This is a genomic window from Gottfriedia acidiceleris (genome assembly GCF_002128425.1).
GTDB classification, from domain to species: domain Bacteria; phylum Bacillota; class Bacilli; order Bacillales; family Bacillaceae_G; genus Gottfriedia; species Gottfriedia acidiceleris.
Genome location: NZ_NESS01000005.1, coordinates 47176 through 65262, shown reverse-complemented (window position 1 = coordinate 65262; position 18087 = coordinate 47176). Strand labels below are relative to the sequence as shown.

Sequence of the window (18087 nt, the reverse complement as noted above, 5' to 3'; positions counted from 1 at the left end):
AAATGTTTGCATTAATGACCAATCTTGTTAAAATAGAAAATGTAAGCGGTTAAATAAAATTCCGAATAAATGTTTTCTAATAATAGGGACTCTACTCTAGAAAAAAATGCACACGATTGCACAAATGTAGAGGAGTGTTCGAGTAAGGTGTAATTTCACGTACCGTATTAATGTATTTAGAGGAAAGTACCTTTTTAGAGTTTTTAAGATTTTAATCTATACATAAATCTAGGAGGCAATTTAAATGGAGAAAAAATGGTGGCATAATAGTGTAGTTTATCAAATATATCCTAGAAGTTTTATGGATAGTAACGCTGATGGAATCGGTGATTTAAAAGGAATAATTGAAAAGCTTGATTATTTAAAGCTTTTAGGGATAAATGTTATTTGGTTAAGTCCTGTATATAAATCACCTAATGATGATAATGGGTATGATATTAGTGATTATTGTGACATTATGGAAGAATTCGGTACGATGAAGGATATGGATGAATTAATTTCTGAAGCAAATAATCGCGGGATTAAAATCGTAATGGATTTAGTAGTAAACCATACTTCTGATGAGCATCCATGGTTCATTGAATCTCGAAAAAGTAAAGATAATCCATATAGAGACTATTATGTTTGGAGAGACCCTGTGAATGGAAGTGAACCAAATGACCTTCCTTCTGTATTCAGTGGCAGTGCTTGGGAATATGATGAAGAAACTGGACAGTACTTCTTGCATTTATTTAGTAAAAGGCAGCCAGATTTAAACTGGGAGAATCCGAAAGTTCACGAAGAAGTGTACAATATGATGAACTTCTGGCTTGATAAAGGAATTGGTGGATTCCGTATGGACGTAATTGATTTAATCGGGAAGATTCCTGATCAAGAGATTACTGCAAATGGTCCAAAACTACATGAATTTTTGCAAGAGATGAATAAAAAGACTTTTGGAAATCGCGACGTATTAACTGTTGGAGAAACTTGGGGAGCAACTCCAGAAATTGCAAAGCTATATTCAGATCCAGCTCGTAATGAATTAAGTATGATATTTCAATTTGAGCATATCAGTCTTGATCAACAAGAAGATAAAGAAAAATGGGATTTAAAGCCTCTAAATTTAATAGAGCTAAAAGAAGTATTTAATAAGTGGCAAACACAGCTTGATGGAAAGGCTTGGAATAGCTTGTTCTGGAATAATCATGATTTACCACGTATTGTTTCTAGATGGGGTAATGATAAAGAATATCGTATTGAAAGTGCGAAAATGCTTGCCTCAATCCTTCATTTAATGCAAGGTACGCCATATATTTATCAAGGTGAAGAAATTGGAATGACAAATATTCGATTTGAAAGAATTGATGAATATGACGATATTGAAACGAAAAATATGTATAATGACCGTATTTCAAAAGGATATAAGCATGAAGATATAATGGAATCGATTTATACAAAAGGTAGAGACAATGCACGTACTCCAATGCAATGGAATGGAGAAAAGCATGGAGGTTTTACAAAAGGAAACCCTTGGTTAGCAGTAAATCCGAATTTTACTAAAATAAATGTTGAACAATCAATTAACGATCCAGATTCAATTTTTCATCATTATCGCCAGTTAATCGAATTACGAAAACAAAACCCAGCTATTGTTTATGGTTCTTTTGAAATGCTTGCTGAAAAAGATGAAAAAGTATTTGCTTATATAAGAAAGTATAATGATGAAAAATTATTAATTGTAGCTAATTTTACTAATGAAGATTCAAAATTTAGTTATAGTGATGGTTATGATGAAATAAGTATACTTTTAAGTAATTATAAAGATTCAAGCTCAACTCTAGAGAATGTAAGCTTAAGACCTTATGAAGCAATAATTTATAAAATTGAATTATAAATTTATTAAAAATAGTTTGACATTTTAAAGTGCACTCGTATATGATAAGATTATCAAATAAAAAGGAGGTAGGTTAACATGATGATTGTAAGAAAATTAAAAGAAAAAGCATCACATAATTTCATAATGATTATGAACCCTATCTCTACGCAGGACGGACCACGTTGAAACTTAGATTTCATTTGACGATCTAGCCATGGGTTTATATTCCCCATGGCTTTTTTGTGCCAAAAAGAAACGATTCATTTCTGTTTGTTTTTGGGCGAAACGTTTTTTTATGGCCATGGGGTATGGAAAATATTCCCATGGCCTTTTTATTGTCAAAAAAAGTGGAGGGTTGCGTAGAGTTAGGTTAATTGATACAGGGGAGGTATAATTTTGTCTCGAATTTTAAAATATGTCTTTAGGCATAAGCTTTCATTTATTATTGGTTCAATTTCAATGGTTTTAGTAATTGGTGTGGATCATTTAATTCCTTATTTACAAATGATCTTAATCGATGATGGTATTACGAAAGGGAAAGCATCAGTAGTTCTTCCAGTTATTGGGGGTATTATCGGTGTGACAATTATCAAATCAATTTTTGGTTATGTAAAAGAATATTTATATGACTTAGTAAGCTCAGAGGTACATGAAGATATTAAAAATGATATGTTCAAGCATATTCAAAGCTTTGAGTTTAAGTATTTTGACTCGATGAATACGGGTGAATTACTTTCGAGAATTAATGAAGATGTGGAAAATATTTGGCAAACAATTGCGTTTGGACTAAGATTGTTTGTTGAAAATATTATCTATTTTACTGTCAGCACAATTATCTTATTTGTAATTAATTGGAAGTTGGCACTAATCTGTTTAGCAATTATGATCCCAATTGGATATATGGGTACTCGTTTAAATCGCTTACTTAATAAAGGTTACGGTAAAATAAGTGACCATACAGCTGAAATTAATACAACAGCTCAACAAAATATTGCGGGTGTAAGATTGGTTAAAGCATTTGCGAGAGAAAAGCATGAGACATTGAAATTTTTGAAAATGAATCGTGGATATTATGATTTAAATATGGCTCAAGCTAAAACAATGCGTAAATATTTTCCTAATATTGAATTTTTAACAAATATTGCGCTTGTAGCAATGATTATTATCGGTGGATATTTCGTTTTACAAAATAGTATGACACTAGGTGAACTAGTTGCATTTAGTGGTTATATTTGGAACTTAATTTGGCCGATGAGAATGCTAGGCTGGTTAACAGATGTACTTTCTAAAAACCAAGCGTCTGCGAAGAAGATTTTTGAAATTTTAGATCGTAAAACAGAAATTGAAAACAAAGATGGTGCATATACACCTAATCTTGTTGACGGTTCAGTAGAATATAAAAATGTAAGCTTTAAATACAATGATGAAATCGTCTTAAAAGATATTAATCTATATATTCCAAGCGGTAGTAAAGTAGCCATTATGGGGACGACAGGTGCTGGGAAATCTTCAATTCTTCATCTAATTGGTCGATCATACGATGTTGCTGAAGGGGAAGTTTTAGTTGATGGTGTAAATGTTAAAGATTTCAATCTTACATCTTTACGTCAAAATATGTCACTAGTTTCTCAGGATACATTCCTTTTCTCAGATACAATTGAAAACAATATTAAACTAGGAAACCAAGAAGCTACAATGGATGAAATTCGCGAGGCTTGCCGTATTGCTTGTTGTCTAGACTTTATTGAAGAGCTAGAAGAAGGATTCAACACGGAAATTGGTGAACGAGGTATTGGTTTATCTGGTGGCCAAAAACAACGTATATCAATTGCTCGAGCATTATTACGAAATGCTCCAATCCTCATTTTAGATGATGCAACTTCTGCATTAGATATGGAAACAGAGTATGAATTATTACACAATTTAAATAAACGATTTTCACATAGTACAACATTTATCATTGCACACCGTATTTCAGCCGTAAAAAATGCCGATGTAATTTTATTTGTTGAAAATGGAGAAATTGTTGAAAAAGGAAGTCATAAGCAACTATTAGATAAAAAAGGAAGATACTTTGAAGTGTACGAAGAACAATTCAAAGATTTCGAAACAGTAGAAAGCGGGGTGGTCTAATGGCACAAAATACGATAAACCGTGATGAAGACCAACTAAATCGGAGTAAAACCGAGCTTATTCTTAGGCTCGGGACTTATTTAAAACCTTATAAGTTAAAAACATTTTCCGTTATTTGCTTAATGTTATTTGTAATGGTAATTGGGATATTAAACCCATATTTACTAAAAGTAGCGATTGATACAAATATTAAAAATCATGATGTAAAAGGGCTAATAGTAATTGGAGCTGTATTGTTAGCACTAAATTTCTTAGCAATGATCGCTTCAAAAATACGTTGGACGATGATTAGCTCAGTTACGAATAATATTTTAGTAAATATTCGTCATGAACTTTACACACATATTCAAAAACTATCATTTACATTTTTTGATAATCGTCCAGTTGGAAAAATTTTGGCTCGTGTAATGGGGGATATTAGTGCTCTCCAAAATTTATTCAACCAAAGTATTCAAACATTAATTCCAGAATTACTAAGCTTAGTTTGCGTGACAGTCGTAATGTTTATATTAAATGTTAAACTTGCAATCGCATCTGTATCAATTCTTCCATTTTTGGCAGTTGCAATGTTTTATATTGAAACACGTGCACGTAAAAGATGGGATGATTACCGAAAGAAACGTTCAAATTTAATTGCGTTTATACATGAAGACTTTTCAGGGATTAAAGTTGTTCAATCCTTTGCGAAAGAAAAAGATAAAGAAAAAGACTTCAAAGAAAAGGTTTCTGAATTAATGGGCTCATTCATGAGAGCAGTAAAAATGAATGACTTCTTTTGGCCATTAGTTGAGCTTTCATGGGGTGTTGGTACTGTAATTGTATTTTATGTTGGTTATAAACTCGTAACTAGTCAAGATATTGAAGTTGGAACATTAATTGCATTTTCAATGTATATTGGCATGTTCTGGCGTCCAATTATGAACTTATCAAACTTTTATAATACATTAATATCAAACTTCTCGGCAGCTGATCGTATTTTTGACATTATGGATATTGATCCAGAAATTATTAGTGAAGAAAATGCACCTGCAATTGGAAGAATTAATGGTGAAGTTCAATTTAGAAATGTGACTTTTGGTTATGATGAAAACTCAACGGTATTAAAAAACGTAAATTTCACAATCAATCCTGGTGAAAAAATTGCATTGGTAGGTGCAACTGGTGCAGGTAAAACAACTATTGTTTCACTATTAAGCCGTTTCTATGATCCTTTAAAAGGTGAAATTTTAGTTGATGGGAAAGATATTAAAAAAGTAGATTTAGAATCTTTTAGAAGTCAAATGGGAATCATGCTACAAGATACATTCCTATTCTCAACTTCGATCATGGAAAATATTCGATACGGTAAATTAGATGCTACAGATGAAGAAGTAATTGCTGCAGCAAAAGCAGTCCATGCTCATGATTTTATCATTAAAATGGAAAATGGATATGATACTGATGTAAACGAGAGGGGCTCAAGACTTTCATTAGGTCAAAGACAATTAATCTCTTTTGCTCGTGCTCTACTAGCTAATCCTAGAATATTAATACTTGATGAGGCTACTTCGAATATTGATACTCACACAGAGAAGCTTGTTCAAAATGGAATTGAAAAGCTTTTAGAAGGTCGTACTTCATTTGTCATTGCCCACCGATTATCAACAATTCGTGACTGCGACAAAATTATGGTAATTGGTAACGGAAATGTCGAGGAAAGCGGTACACATGATGAGTTATTAAAATTAAAAGGAAATTATTATAAGTTATACATGGCGCAATATAGCTTCATTAATGATGGAGCATAATTGATCTGTTTGAATTAGTTTGGGGCTGTCTCATATGTCAGGTTAACAACTGACACATGGGCGCCCCCTTTTTTATTGTAAGTGGGAGTATTTCAAAGCGATTTTCATTTGCAGTTGATCTATTCGATCTTTTTTTTATTGGGTATAGGGCATTTTTTAAGTTAGCCATTTGAAAAGATCTACTATTGTAAGTTTTTCGCCCAAAATACCTTAACTGGTATGGGTCTCAGATATTAATTGTGACTCTCAGATATTAATTGCGATTCTCAAATTTTAATTGTGATCCTCAGTTTTTAATTGCGATTCTCAAATTTTAATTGTGATTCTCAGATATTAATTGTGATTCTCAAATTTTAATTGTGATTCTCAGATATTAATTGTGATTCTTGGATATTAATTGTGATTCTTGGATATTAATTGTGATTCTCAATTTTGATTGCGGTTCTCAAATTTTAATTGCGATTCTCAGATTTTAATTGTGATTCAAAGATATTAATTGCGATTCTTAAATTTTAATTGCGATTCAAAGATTTTAATTGCGGTTCTCAAATTTTAATTGAGATTCTCAATTTTAATTGCGATTCTCAAAATTTAATTGTGATTCTCGATTTTAATTGCCGTTCTCAAATTTTAATTGAGATTCTATAAGACTTATTTGCAGGTCAGAGTTTAATTACCACTGTTCTTTTTGATCTGTAGTTTTCCTTAGTTTGTTTTCATTCAATCATATTCAAATTAGGACAACCATTTTTATGCCAAAAATGTAAAAATAGAACTTTTGAAATGAATTATAACTCATTCTTAATAAAAGAATTTATTCTATGAATCTTGAAAAGTCAACTTAATATAAGTAGATGAAATATCTTTATTTTCTATTTTTTTCTAATGTTAAAATAATAGTGATTAAATATTTTTGCGAAAATGGAGGTCAGGTATGAAACTTAATTATGAAATAAATTTGGATGATTATATTGAATTTAATTTACATCACTTAAAACACTCAAAAACTGTTCAAAAGTCATTAATTAATCAACGAATTGCTGTGAGTTTAATCTATTTAGTATTACCATTTTTAATTTCTTTTCTATTCAAGCAACCGCTTCTCGGTTATTTACTTGCCTTTTCGTTAGCAGCCATTCTTTGGTTCATTTATTTTCCAAAGTATTTTTACCGCTCATCAAAAAACAAAATGATAAAGCATTTAACTGAAAAGAACGATCAATCTTTATTCGGTGAACATTCTCTAAAGGTAGATGAGAATGGGATTAAAGAAATTACACAATCAAGTGTTCATGAAATAAAGTGGGATAATATAGTTGAAATAAAAGGAACGAAGAATTACTTTTATATATACTTTTCAAGTATGCAAGCCATCATAGTGCCACTAGAAGCAATAAAAGATGACATAGAGAGCTTATTACAATTCTATAGAAAATATAATATTCAAGTTTTATATTGCTAGTTGAATAGTGCATTCTGATCTCTAAAGGTTCAAGTTATTTTAACTTGAACTTTTTTACATAATAAGAAAGTATAAATTGATAGTGAGAAGGAAATCGACGTGTTACCTAAGTATAGTGCTATTACGTCTCTGGCTTCGCTAAAAAAGGCTCTTCAATCGGAGAGTTTTCTTTATTTGTTACGTTTCATTCTTAATCAAGAAAGATGAATTATGATAAAATGTAAAAAAAGGAGGGTACTCACTTGGAGAATTGTGTAAAGGTTTCAGTTCGAACGCTAGTTGAGTATGCTCATACAGCGGGAAGTATCAATTTAACGTATAAAAGTTCAGTTTCATTAATTGAAGGAACAAAGGCACACCAAAAAATCCAAAAAGAATATGGTGAACAGGATGTAAAAGAACGACCTATTTCTGGCACCATAACATTGGATCAATTGGCGTTTCAAATTGAAGGCCGTTGTGATGGATTATTACTTAAGGATGATCAATATATAATAGAAGAAATTAAATCAACAATGAAGGATTTGAGTGAAATAAATGAAAATTCATATCCTGTTCATTGGGCTCAAGTAAAAGTTTATGGTTATTTTATTTGTGAGGAATTACAGCTTGAAGAGATTAAACTTAGACTTACATATATTAATATTTTAACTGAGCAAAAAATCAGCTTCGATCTGTTATTTACAAAGGATGAATTAACAAATTACGTATACAAAATGCTGGAAATTTATTATCCTTTTGCAAAATGGAAATACGATCATATTGAGTTAAGGAATCAGACAATAAAAGAACTAAATTTTCCCTTTCCTTCTTTCAGAAAAGGTCAAAGAAAGTTAGCGGGTGCGGTATATCAAACGATTCAGGAAGGTAATAATTTATTTGCGGTAGCACCAACAGGTATTGGAAAAACGGTTTCAACTATTTTTCCAACTGTTAAAAGTATTGGCGAGAATAGTATAAATCGAATGTTTTACTTAACTTCTAAGACGATTACAAGGACTGTAGCAGAAGAAGCATTTAAGCGCATGACAGATCAAGGACTTTGTATAAAGTGTACGACGATTACAGCAAAAGATAAAATCTGTTTTAAAGAAGAGACGATGTGTCAAAAGGATTATTGTGAATTTGCCAATGGTTACTATGACCGGATAAATGATGCTGTTCTTGATATTCTTTCATCGGAAAAAGCGCTAACCCGAGAGAAAATAGAAGAATATGCTCGCAAACATACAGTCTGTCCATTTGAATACTCATTAGATTTATTAAATTCTTCAGATGCTATTATTTGCGATGTAAATTATATTTTTGATCCTCGAGTATCGTTAAAACGATTATTTGATGAACACAAACGAAGTTCAGTGTTATTAATTGATGAAGCTCATAATCTTGTTGATCGTGCAAGAGAAATGTATTCTGCGAGTCTATTCAAATCTAAATTTTTAGAGTTGAAAAATACATATAAAAATTCAAAAGATGAACTTTATGCCATTACAAATGAAATTAACAAGCGATTCATAGAATTAAGAAAGAAATGGAAGGACGTTGTAAATTCAGTTTCAAAGGAAATAGATGATGATTTACTAGAGTTTCTACATACATTTAATGAAATCGTAGAAATAAAATTACAAGAAATGGACGAGGATGAAAATAAACAGCTGCTACTGGATACTTATTTTGAGTCAATTAACTTCGTCAAAATTGCGGAGTTTTTTGATGAAAATTATGTATGCTACTATGAACTATATAAAAGTGAAGTTCATTTAAAGCTATTTTGCCTTGATCCATCTAAAGTAGTAAATGATGTAATAAAAAGATTTCGCTCTACAATTTATTTTTCGGCTACTTTAACGCCAATACAATATTTTCAAGATATGCTTGGTGACCAAAATCGCGATTATACAATTTCAATCGATTTTCCTTTTCATAGAGAACAACTGGAAGTAACAATTGACCCTCTATCAACCCGATATCAAGATCGTGAACGAAATTTAGAAAGATTAATTGATTCGGTTTATAAAGAAATTACGAAAAGAAAAGGAAATTATTTAGTTTTTTATCCGTCATATCAATATTTAATTCAAAGTACTGAATTATTTAAAGTTAAGTACCCAAATGTTAAAACAATTGTGCAAGAAAATGGTATGACTGAAATTGAACGAGAAGAGTTCCTTTTACATTTTGATAGTCTAAATGAAGATACGTTAGTTGGCTTTGCTGTATTAGGAGGGATATTCTCTGAAGGGATCGATTTAAAGGGGGATCGATTAAACGGTGTCGTAGTAGTTGGTGTAGGATTGCCACAGATTTGTTTAGAAAGAAACATTTTAAAGGAGCATTTTAATTCGGTTGGTAAAAATGGGTATTATTATTCATATGTCTTTCCAGGTATGAATAAAGTAATGCAATCGGGTGGAAGAGTTATTCGATCTGAAACAGATGAAGGGACTTTATTACTAATTGATGATCGATATAAGAGTACGCTTTATCAAAATTTACTACCTGAAGAATGGAAATGAAAAGTTAAGAAATAACTAACAAAAAAAATGATTGATAATTATCAGAGTTTTTAATATACTTAACAATATAATTTAATATTCTTATCAAGAGCGGTGGAGGGACTGGCCCGACGAAACCCGGCAACTCTAGTAAATACTAGAAAGTGCTAAATCCTGCAGGTGAAAAACCTGGAAGATAAGAGCGATATGTTTATTTTGCTGACATAACCACTTCTTATTTTTTAGGAAGTGGTTTTTTATTTGACTAAAATGGAGGATTTATAATGACTAACACAAAAGAGGCTTTAAACACGAATAAAAAATCGATTGAAACAGTAGCTGTTCATGGAAGCAAAGGTTATGATCCATTAACTGGTGCGATTAGTTATCCAATTTATCAATCTGCTACATTTAAGCATGCAGGACTACATCAATCAACTGGATATGATTATGCAAGATTACAAAATCCAACTCGAGAAGAAGTCGAAAATACTGTTGCAAAATTAGAAAGTGCAAATTATGGTGTTGCATTTGCAACAGGAAATGCAGCCGTTACTGCAGTATTAAGCTTATTTAAAAAAGGTGATCACCTAATTGTTTCAGATGATTTATACGGAGGTACATATCGTTTATTTGAAGAAATTTATTCGCCATATGGCCTTGAGCATAATTTTGTTGATACTACTGAAATTGAAAATATTCTTGATGCACTTAAACCGAATACAAAAGGAATTTTTATTGAAACACCTTCAAATCCAATGATGAAAGTAACTGATTTAAAAAGAGTAGTAGAGATTGCAAAAAAACGAGATATTATTGTGATCGTTGATAATACATTTTTAACACCTTATTTCTTTAGACCAATCGAACTCGGGGCAGATATTGTTGTTCATAGTGGAACAAAGTATTTAGGTGGTCATAATGATACTCTTGCTGGTTTTGTTGTGACTAATTCAGACTATACGAATGAACGAATTCGTTATTATCAAAAATCAACAGGTGCAACATTAGCTCCATTTGACTCTTGGTTAATATTAAGAGGTATAAAAACATTACATTTACGCATGGAATACAGTCAAAAAAATGCGATTGTTCTTGCCAAGTTTTTAGAAAATCATCCGAATGTTACTGAAGTTTATTATGTAGGATTACCAACGCATAAAGGGTATTCAATTATTAAAGAACAGGCAACTGGATTTGGTGCAATGATTTCATTTAAAGTGAAAAATTTAAGTTTAGTAGAACAAGTTTTAGGAAGTGTAAAAGTAATTACATTCGCAGAAAGTTTAGGTGGAGTAGAATCGCTAATTACTTATCCACATACACAAACTCATTCAGAAATGCCAGAGGAATTTAAAAGAAAGCTTGGTCTAGATGACCATACATTACGTTTATCAGTGGGTATTGAACATATTGATGATTTATTAAATGACTTAGAAAATGCATTGGGGTGATAAGAATGCAATTTGGAACTAAATTAATTCATAACGGAAATGAAGTAGATCAGGCAACAGGTGCATTAAGTATTCCTATTTATCAGACTTCAACATTCCATCAGTTTGATATCGAGAATTTTGGTAAGTACGACTATGCGAGAAGTGGAAATCCTACAAGAGAAGCGTTAGAAAATACAATTGCAAAATTAGAAAATGGTGTGCGCGGTTTTGCTTTTTCATCAGGAATGGCTGCAATCTCATCTGTATTGTCTTTGTTCTCAGCAGGGGATCATATCGTAATTTGTGAAGATGTTTATGGAGGGACATTTAGAATAGCGACAAAAGTATTAAATCGTTTCGGAATCGATTTTACTTTCGTAGACGCTTCTAATATACAAGAGATTGAAGCTGGCATAAAGCCAAATACAAAAGGACTTTATTTAGAAACACCGTCTAATCCTCTTTTGAAAATTACTGATTTAAGTAGTGCAATTAAAATAGCAAAAGAAAATGACATACTTGTAATTGTAGATAATAGTTTTCTATCGCCATATTTACAAAGACCATTAGACTTAGGAGCAGATATTGTCGTTCATAGTGCTACGAAATTTATTGCAGGTCATAGCGATGTAATCGGAGGATTAGCGGTCGTAAATTCGGAAGAACTTGCAAATGATTTATATACAATTCAAAATTCATTCGGAGCTATTTTAGGTCCACAAGACTGTTGGCTAACATTAAGAGGATTAAAGACCTTAAAAGTTCGTATGGATGCATATGAACAAACGGCATCAAAATTAGCAAACTGGCTTTTAGAACAAGAAGAGGTTGAAGATGTATATTACCCAGGACTAAAAAATCATCCTGGTCACGATGTTCATTTTGAGCAGGCTACTGGAGGAGGAGCAGTCCTTTCATTTACACTAAAAACGCTTGAACAAACGACAAGTTTCCTTCAATCTGTTGAAAACGTTGCAGTTGCTGTTTCACTAGGGGGAGTTGAGACAATTGTATCATATCCTGTAAAGATGTCTCATGCTGCAATACCGGTTGATGTTCGTGAAAGATTAGGCGTTAAAGATACATTAATAAGAGTGTCCGTCGGTTTAGAAGATATTGAAGACTTGATTGTAAGCTTCCGAAAAGCATTAAATGTAAGAGAAAAACAAGAAGTGCAAAGTGTAGGGAAAACAACTAATTAAAGGGAGAAGTAATAAGAGCAACATTTAAATTATATTAAAAATCCCACAATGAATTTTTGTGGGATTTATTTATTTTATATTTTTTAATTTTGCGTTTTTATTTTAGAAATATGTGTACGTTTTTAAGTAGTATTGTTTCTTATTTACTAAGACTATGATAGGAATATTTCCCCGTCACCAATTTCCTCTTGAATTACTTCAGATGCACCAATAAGTGCCAATGCGTTACCAACTAGTTGGATTGAATCAGAAAGCACTATTTTTCTTTGTAACTCAAGTAAATCTTTTTTATCTGAAGTGAATAATTGCTTAGAAACATGAAAAGCTATGGAAAATTGACCAGCTGTGCCAATCCACATTCCCGATAAGATATCTTTTTTCCCTTGAAAGATTGGATCTTTGTCAATTGTATACAATTTTGATAATGTAATCGTTTCATATAACTGTGCAACTGCTTTAACCCATGTTACAGCAACAATTTTCCTCTCAAGACTTGATTGTAATTCTTCATCTTCTAAATTAGTTTTTTGATAATGATCTTTACCATCCTTTTCCTTTATATTTTCTTCGAGCATATTTTCCATCTCCAATATAAAAAATCTGTTATTTATATAACTATTCAAGTTTGCGTGATTGTGTTTCTATCAAATAGGATATTTTCGTATATCAACAATTAACTTTTCGTTAAATTAGGATAAAATACTAAAATTGTTGAATGATCAATCGTTTGATGTCAAATTTATACTCAAGTTTGAATTGTCTAATATTGGATAAAAAAGCTAAATGGCAGATCGTTATTTATTATGAAAAGGTTTCACTTTGTCGATAAACGAATGTTTTTTTAAAAAAATACAAAAAATGTTCGTGTTTTTACTTGAAACGCATTCTTATTGATGGTATTCTATTTTAGGTTGATCAAATGAAATAATTTAAACCTATTTGGAGGTATATATAGATGTATGATGTAATAGTTGTTGGAGCAGGACCAGCTGGAATCTTTACTTGCTATGAATTGACGTTAAAAATGCCTAATGCTAAAGTACTACTTGTCGATAAAGGACATGATATATTCGCAAGACATTGCCCGATTTTACAAAAGAAAATTGAAAAATGTCCACCTGCTGCAGGTAAAAAAGATTTTTCAGGTTGCTTACCAGCTTGTTCAATTACAAATGGTTTTGGTGGTGCTGGAGCTTATTCGGATGGGAAATTTAATATTACAAGCGAATTTGGTGGATGGATGACCGATTACTTATCAGATTCACAAGTAGTAGAATTAATCAAATACGTTGATGAAATTAATTTAGAACATGGTGCGACTGAATCGATTACTGATCCTTTAACAGAAGAAGTTAGAGATATTGAACGTCGTGGATACGCAGCAGGACTTAAATTATTACGTGCACAAGTTCGTCATTTAGGAACGGAACAAAATTTAGAAATTCTAAAAAGCATATATGAGTATTTAAAAACAAAAATTGATATGAAATATAAAACTGAAGTAGAGGACTTATTAACTGAAAAGGTTGATGGGACTCATATCATAAAAGGAATTAAATTAAAAAAAGGTGAAGAATTACATGCCGAGAAAGTTGTAATTGTGCCTGGTCGTGATGGCTCAAAATGGTTAACTGATGTTATGAAAAAACGTCGTTTAAAAATGTCAACAAATCAAGTTGATATTGGTGTTCGTGTTGAGACTTCAAACGTAGTAATGGAAGAGATTAACAAGCACTTATACGAAGGAAAATTTGTATTTAATACTAGCGTGGGTACAAAAGTCAGAACATTCTGTAGTAATCCATCTGGACACGTAGTAGTTGAAAATCATTCAGGAATTATGACCGCAAATGGACATGCTTATAAAGACCCTAAATTAGGAAGTCCAAATACAAACTTTGCCTTATTAGTATCGCATCAATTCGCAGAACCATTTGATAAACCAAATGAATATGCACACGAGGTTTCACGTCTTGCAAACATGCTTTCACACGGTGGAGTAATCGTACAAAAATATGGAGATATTTTAAAAGGTCGCCGTTCTACTGAAAAACGTATTAAAGAAGGCTTCTTAGAACCAACTTTAAAAGAAGCAGTACCAGGGGATCTAGGATTAGTTTTACCATATAATACAATGAAAAGTTTAATTGAAATGATAGAAGCATTGAACCATGTTACACCAGGTATCGCTGCAGAACATACACTTTTCTATGGTGTAGAAGCAAAATTCTATTCAGCACGACCAAAGCTAAATGAACACTTTGAAAGCGAAATCTCTGGTTTATATTTAGGTGGAGATGGAGCAGGAGTTACTCGTGGTTTAGCTCAAGCAAGCGCATGTGGCGTATGGATCGCACGTGACATCGTTACGAAAATCGGAAGTAAACAAAAAGAATTAGTTACTGTTTAATACGTAATTAACAAACCTCTAGTGCAAGTTTTCGCTTTAGGGGTTTGTTTTGTTAAAGTAGGAAAATTATAGTTAATTTCTTGCCTATTTGCTTAATAAGTAATTAACGATACTTTTTTGAAGATGTATAATTTAATTAAAAACTTAAAGGTTGCTGATATCTTGAAATTAAAAGCTAAATATAAAACTTGGATTCGCGTATATAAATTGCTTATTTTTTTAGTAATTTCACTCATTTTAATATCAGTAACATTATTACCAGTTTATACATATGTACGTGTTCTATCTGGAATTTTAGCAGTGCCATTTCTATATATAACTTTCATACTTACTTATTCTGTGTACCAATTTGCACCAATTGGAGGGAATTATCAGTCAAAAATACATGACTTAATTGTGTCAAAACTGAATTGGGATGGAACTGGAAAACTTTTAGATATTGGAACTGGTAGCGGTTCACTGATTATTAAACTGGCAAAGACTTTTCCTACGTCTTTTTTAACTGGAATTGATTATTGGGGAGATAATTGGGAATATTCGAAAGCACAATGCCAACAAAATGCAGAAATAGAAGGCGTCTCTAATCAGATTGATTTTCTGAAAGCAAGTGCTTCAGAACTCCCTTTTAATGAGAATGAATTCGATGTAATAGTAAGCTGTCTTACATTTCATGAAGTAAAAGATCGAAGTAATAAAACAGATGTAATAAAAGAAGCATTAAGAGTGTTGAAACCTGGTGGGAGTTTCGTCTTTTTAGATTTGTTTTTGGATGAAAAAATATTTGGAGATGAAAAAGGGCTTTTAAACGATATAAAAAAATTTGGTCTAAATGAATTGAACAGCTCTAAACTTGAAAAAGAAATGAAATTGCCAAAAATCTTATTGAACAAAAAAGTATTAGGAAATGCCGTGATCTTGAGTGGAAGGAAACTAACATGATCTATTCGATGTACTATGTAGTAAACAACGTTAAAGAATTAGCTAAAATAAAAAAACGCCTAAACAGGCGTTTACAAATTTTTTCGATTTACATTAATTCCATCATAACTAAATAATACGGATTTTCCATCCATTCTTGTCTCAATATGAGTCGTTCTTCCCCATAATTGGTATAAATATGGTAAAACTTTCTCTAGATATTTAACGTCTAATTCAATCTCTTCAAATGAATGCTTTAAATACAATTCACCTTTTTTTTGATAATCTCCATCAATTACAGTTATATAAGGATATCCTCCATTCGTACGCATATTTACCAATTGATCACGTACATTCACCCAGCTTTTATCATTAATCTTATATTCTTTTCCTTGTTTATTAAACAAGTACAAGTCTTTGTTCATCACAAATTCTTTTGATAAATAGTTTCTAATGAAACTAGTATCTGATTCAAGCTCACGTACTTCAAAAATTTTTTCAGTTCCAGAACCAACTTTCACTCCATTTTGTTTCATTTCTTCAGTTGGATTGTTATATCTTTCTTCAATATCCTCAAACATTTTTAGTCCAAAATAGTAAGGGTTTATACTTGTTTTCGAGGGCTGTACTACACTTGCATTTAATTTTGCATATTCAATTGATTCACCAGATGTTAAATCTAACTCTCGCATAATACGTTGATGCCAAAGACTAGCCCATCCTTCATTCATAATTTTTGTTTCGAGTTGTGGCCAAAAATAGACCATTTCCTCTCGTAACATTGTTAAAATGTCTCGTTGCCACTCTTCTAATTCGCTACTAAAATGTTGAATAAATAGTAAAAGATCCTTTTCAGGTTGTGGTGGGAATTTCTTTTTTTGAGGTTTTACAGGAGTAATATTTTCATTTTTATTATCCAAGTTCCATAAATCATCATATGGTCCTACTCGAGGAAGAGGGATGATCATATCATCTTCTAATTGCCACGACAATCTATTTCTTACAATAGAAGGGTCAATATGTTCTTGGATAGCTATAACTGCATTCAAAAATTCTTCTACTAACTTTTTTCCATATTTTTGTTCATATTGTTTAATTCTTTCAGCTGTTGCAGCCATGCTTTCGACCATATCTCGATTTGTATTGCTAAATCGCACATTATTTTTAAAGAAATCGCTATGAGCGAGTACATGGGCAACTATCAATTTGTTTTGAATCAGGCTATTGGTATCAAGTAAAAATGCATAACATGGGTTAGAGTTAATCACTAATTCATAAATCTTACTTAACCCTAGATCATACTGCAACTTCATCTTATAGAATTTTTTTCCAAAGCTCCAATGTGAATATCTAGTTGGCATTCCGTACGCACCAAACGTGTAAATAATTTCAGAGGGGCATATTTCATACCTCATTGGAAAATATTCAAGCCCAAATCCTTTTGCAATTTCAGTAATTTCATCTATTGCATACTCTAATTCACGTAAATTATTTGAGTCCATTATTATTCCCCCTACTATGTGTATTGACAATGTATGATAATTTTTGACGATATATACTATGGAGTTTAAATTAATAATTTCAACATAAAATTTGTAGTTTAAATGAATCTACAAGACAAAACTTCTTTTATGTCGAATTAATCTAATTTAGAAGGGAAATGTGAAATAGAAATATCTAGATTTATTTGGTAAAGTTTTCATGACCAATATACGTGATAGTACGCTAAACCAACTATTGTGGACAATAGAACAGTGATGATAAAATTATTTACATAATAAAAATATGAATGAGGTAATAACAATGGGAAATTGTGCAGATGTTTTAATTGTGATCGATTTGCAAAATGGCGTATGTTACAGCGGTGAGCATTTATTTGAATTGGAAATTTTAATTAGTAAAGTAAATAAAAGAATCTCATTATATAGAGAGCTACATAAGCCAATTATTTTTGTACAACATTGTGATGAAGAATTAGTACAAGGAGAAGAACTTTGGGCTATAAATGCGAATCTAGATGTTCAAGAACAAGATCTATTCATTAATAAAGTACATGCAAATTCTTTTTACAAAACGAACTTAAAGAATCTTTTAGATCAATTAGCAGTCCGAAGAATAGAATTTTGCGGCGCACAAACTGAATACTGTATGGATGCTACAATTAAATTCGCTCATGGTTTAGGTTACGAAAATTTCATGGTACAAAAAGCAACATCTACATTAAATAATCCATTTATGTCTGCAAAAGAGACGATTGATTTTTACGAAAAAATGTGGAACTATAGATTTTTAAATTTCATAGAAGATGAATCTCAGAATATAGGATAAATAGAAGGGATTCTTTTGCGAAAATTTACCGGCTCCGGATTAAAGAGACAGATGAGAA

Annotated in this window: 12 protein-coding genes and 1 riboswitch; of the genes, 10 read left to right on the top strand and 2 right to left on the bottom strand. The window is 31.5% G+C overall.

What is annotated here, in order from left to right:
* Positions 1–244: 244 nt before the first annotated feature.
* The 7 genes from B6K90_RS10925 (at position 245) to B6K90_RS10895 (ending at position 12373) form a co-directional block, all read left to right on the top strand.
* Positions 245–1876, top strand: coding sequence for a glycoside hydrolase family 13 protein (locus B6K90_RS10925; RefSeq protein WP_088012766.1), 1632 nt, complete (start codon positions 245–247; stop codon positions 1874–1876).
* Positions 1877–2254: 378 nt separating this feature from the next.
* A complete protein-coding gene (locus B6K90_RS10920; RefSeq protein WP_088012765.1) occupies positions 2255–3991 on the top strand; it encodes an ABC transporter ATP-binding protein in 1737 nt (578 codons plus the stop codon).
* Positions 3991–5778: an ABC transporter ATP-binding protein gene (locus B6K90_RS10915; RefSeq protein ID WP_088012764.1), complete on the top strand. Its 1788-nt coding sequence runs from the start codon at positions 3991–3993 to the stop codon at positions 5776–5778. Before B6K90_RS10920 ends, B6K90_RS10915 begins: the two co-directional genes overlap by 1 nt.
* A 934-nt stretch (positions 5779–6712) precedes the next feature.
* Positions 6713–7240, top strand: a complete 528-nt coding sequence (locus B6K90_RS10910; RefSeq protein WP_088012763.1) for a YcxB family protein — start codon at positions 6713–6715, stop codon at positions 7238–7240.
* A gap of 242 nt (positions 7241–7482) precedes the next feature.
* Positions 7483–9756 carry an ATP-dependent DNA helicase gene (locus B6K90_RS10905; RefSeq protein ID WP_088012762.1) on the top strand — a complete coding sequence of 758 codons (2274 nt, stop codon included), beginning with the start codon at positions 7483–7485 and terminating at the stop codon, positions 9754–9756.
* A 78-nt stretch (positions 9757–9834) separates the two neighbouring features.
* Positions 9835–9938: riboswitch (SAM riboswitch) on the top strand.
* Positions 9939–10019: 81 nt separating this feature from the next.
* Positions 10020–11189: a trans-sulfuration enzyme family protein gene (locus B6K90_RS10900; RefSeq protein ID WP_088012761.1), complete on the top strand. Its 1170-nt coding sequence runs from the start codon at positions 10020–10022 to the stop codon at positions 11187–11189.
* Between the two features lie 5 nt (positions 11190–11194).
* The gene (locus B6K90_RS10895; RefSeq protein WP_088012760.1) at positions 11195–12373 is read left to right on the top strand and encodes a trans-sulfuration enzyme family protein; all 1179 of its coding nucleotides are present in this window, start codon (positions 11195–11197) and stop codon (positions 12371–12373) included.
* A 152-nt stretch (positions 12374–12525) separates the two neighbouring features.
* On the opposite strand, the gene B6K90_RS10890 is transcribed toward B6K90_RS10895, so the two are convergent.
* Positions 12526–12948, bottom strand: coding sequence for a hypothetical protein (locus tag B6K90_RS10890; RefSeq protein ID WP_088012759.1), 423 nt, complete (start codon positions 12946–12948; stop codon positions 12526–12528).
* A gap of 380 nt (positions 12949–13328) precedes the next feature.
* On the opposite strand from B6K90_RS10890, the gene B6K90_RS10885 reads away from it, so the two are divergent.
* Both B6K90_RS10885 and B6K90_RS10880 read left to right on the top strand, forming a co-directional pair.
* On the top strand, positions 13329–14783 hold the full coding sequence (locus tag B6K90_RS10885) for an NAD(P)/FAD-dependent oxidoreductase (protein WP_088012758.1): 1455 nt from the start codon (positions 13329–13331) through the stop codon (positions 14781–14783).
* Positions 14784–14942: 159 nt separating this feature from the next.
* Positions 14943–15722: a class I SAM-dependent methyltransferase gene (locus B6K90_RS10880; RefSeq protein ID WP_088013100.1), complete on the top strand. Its 780-nt coding sequence runs from the start codon at positions 14943–14945 to the stop codon at positions 15720–15722.
* Positions 15723–15793: 71 nt separating this feature from the next.
* Here B6K90_RS10880 and B6K90_RS10875 read toward each other — a convergent pair whose 3' ends face one another.
* Positions 15794–17203, bottom strand: coding sequence for a SpoVR family protein (locus B6K90_RS10875; protein ID WP_088012757.1), 1410 nt, complete (start codon positions 17201–17203; stop codon positions 15794–15796).
* A gap of 301 nt (positions 17204–17504) precedes the next feature.
* Between B6K90_RS10875 and B6K90_RS10870 the strand changes: the two genes are divergently transcribed.
* Entirely contained in the window at positions 17505–18029 is a 525-nt protein-coding gene (locus tag B6K90_RS10870) for a cysteine hydrolase family protein (RefSeq protein WP_088012756.1), read from the top strand.
* The last annotated feature ends 58 nt before the right edge of the window (positions 18030–18087 follow it).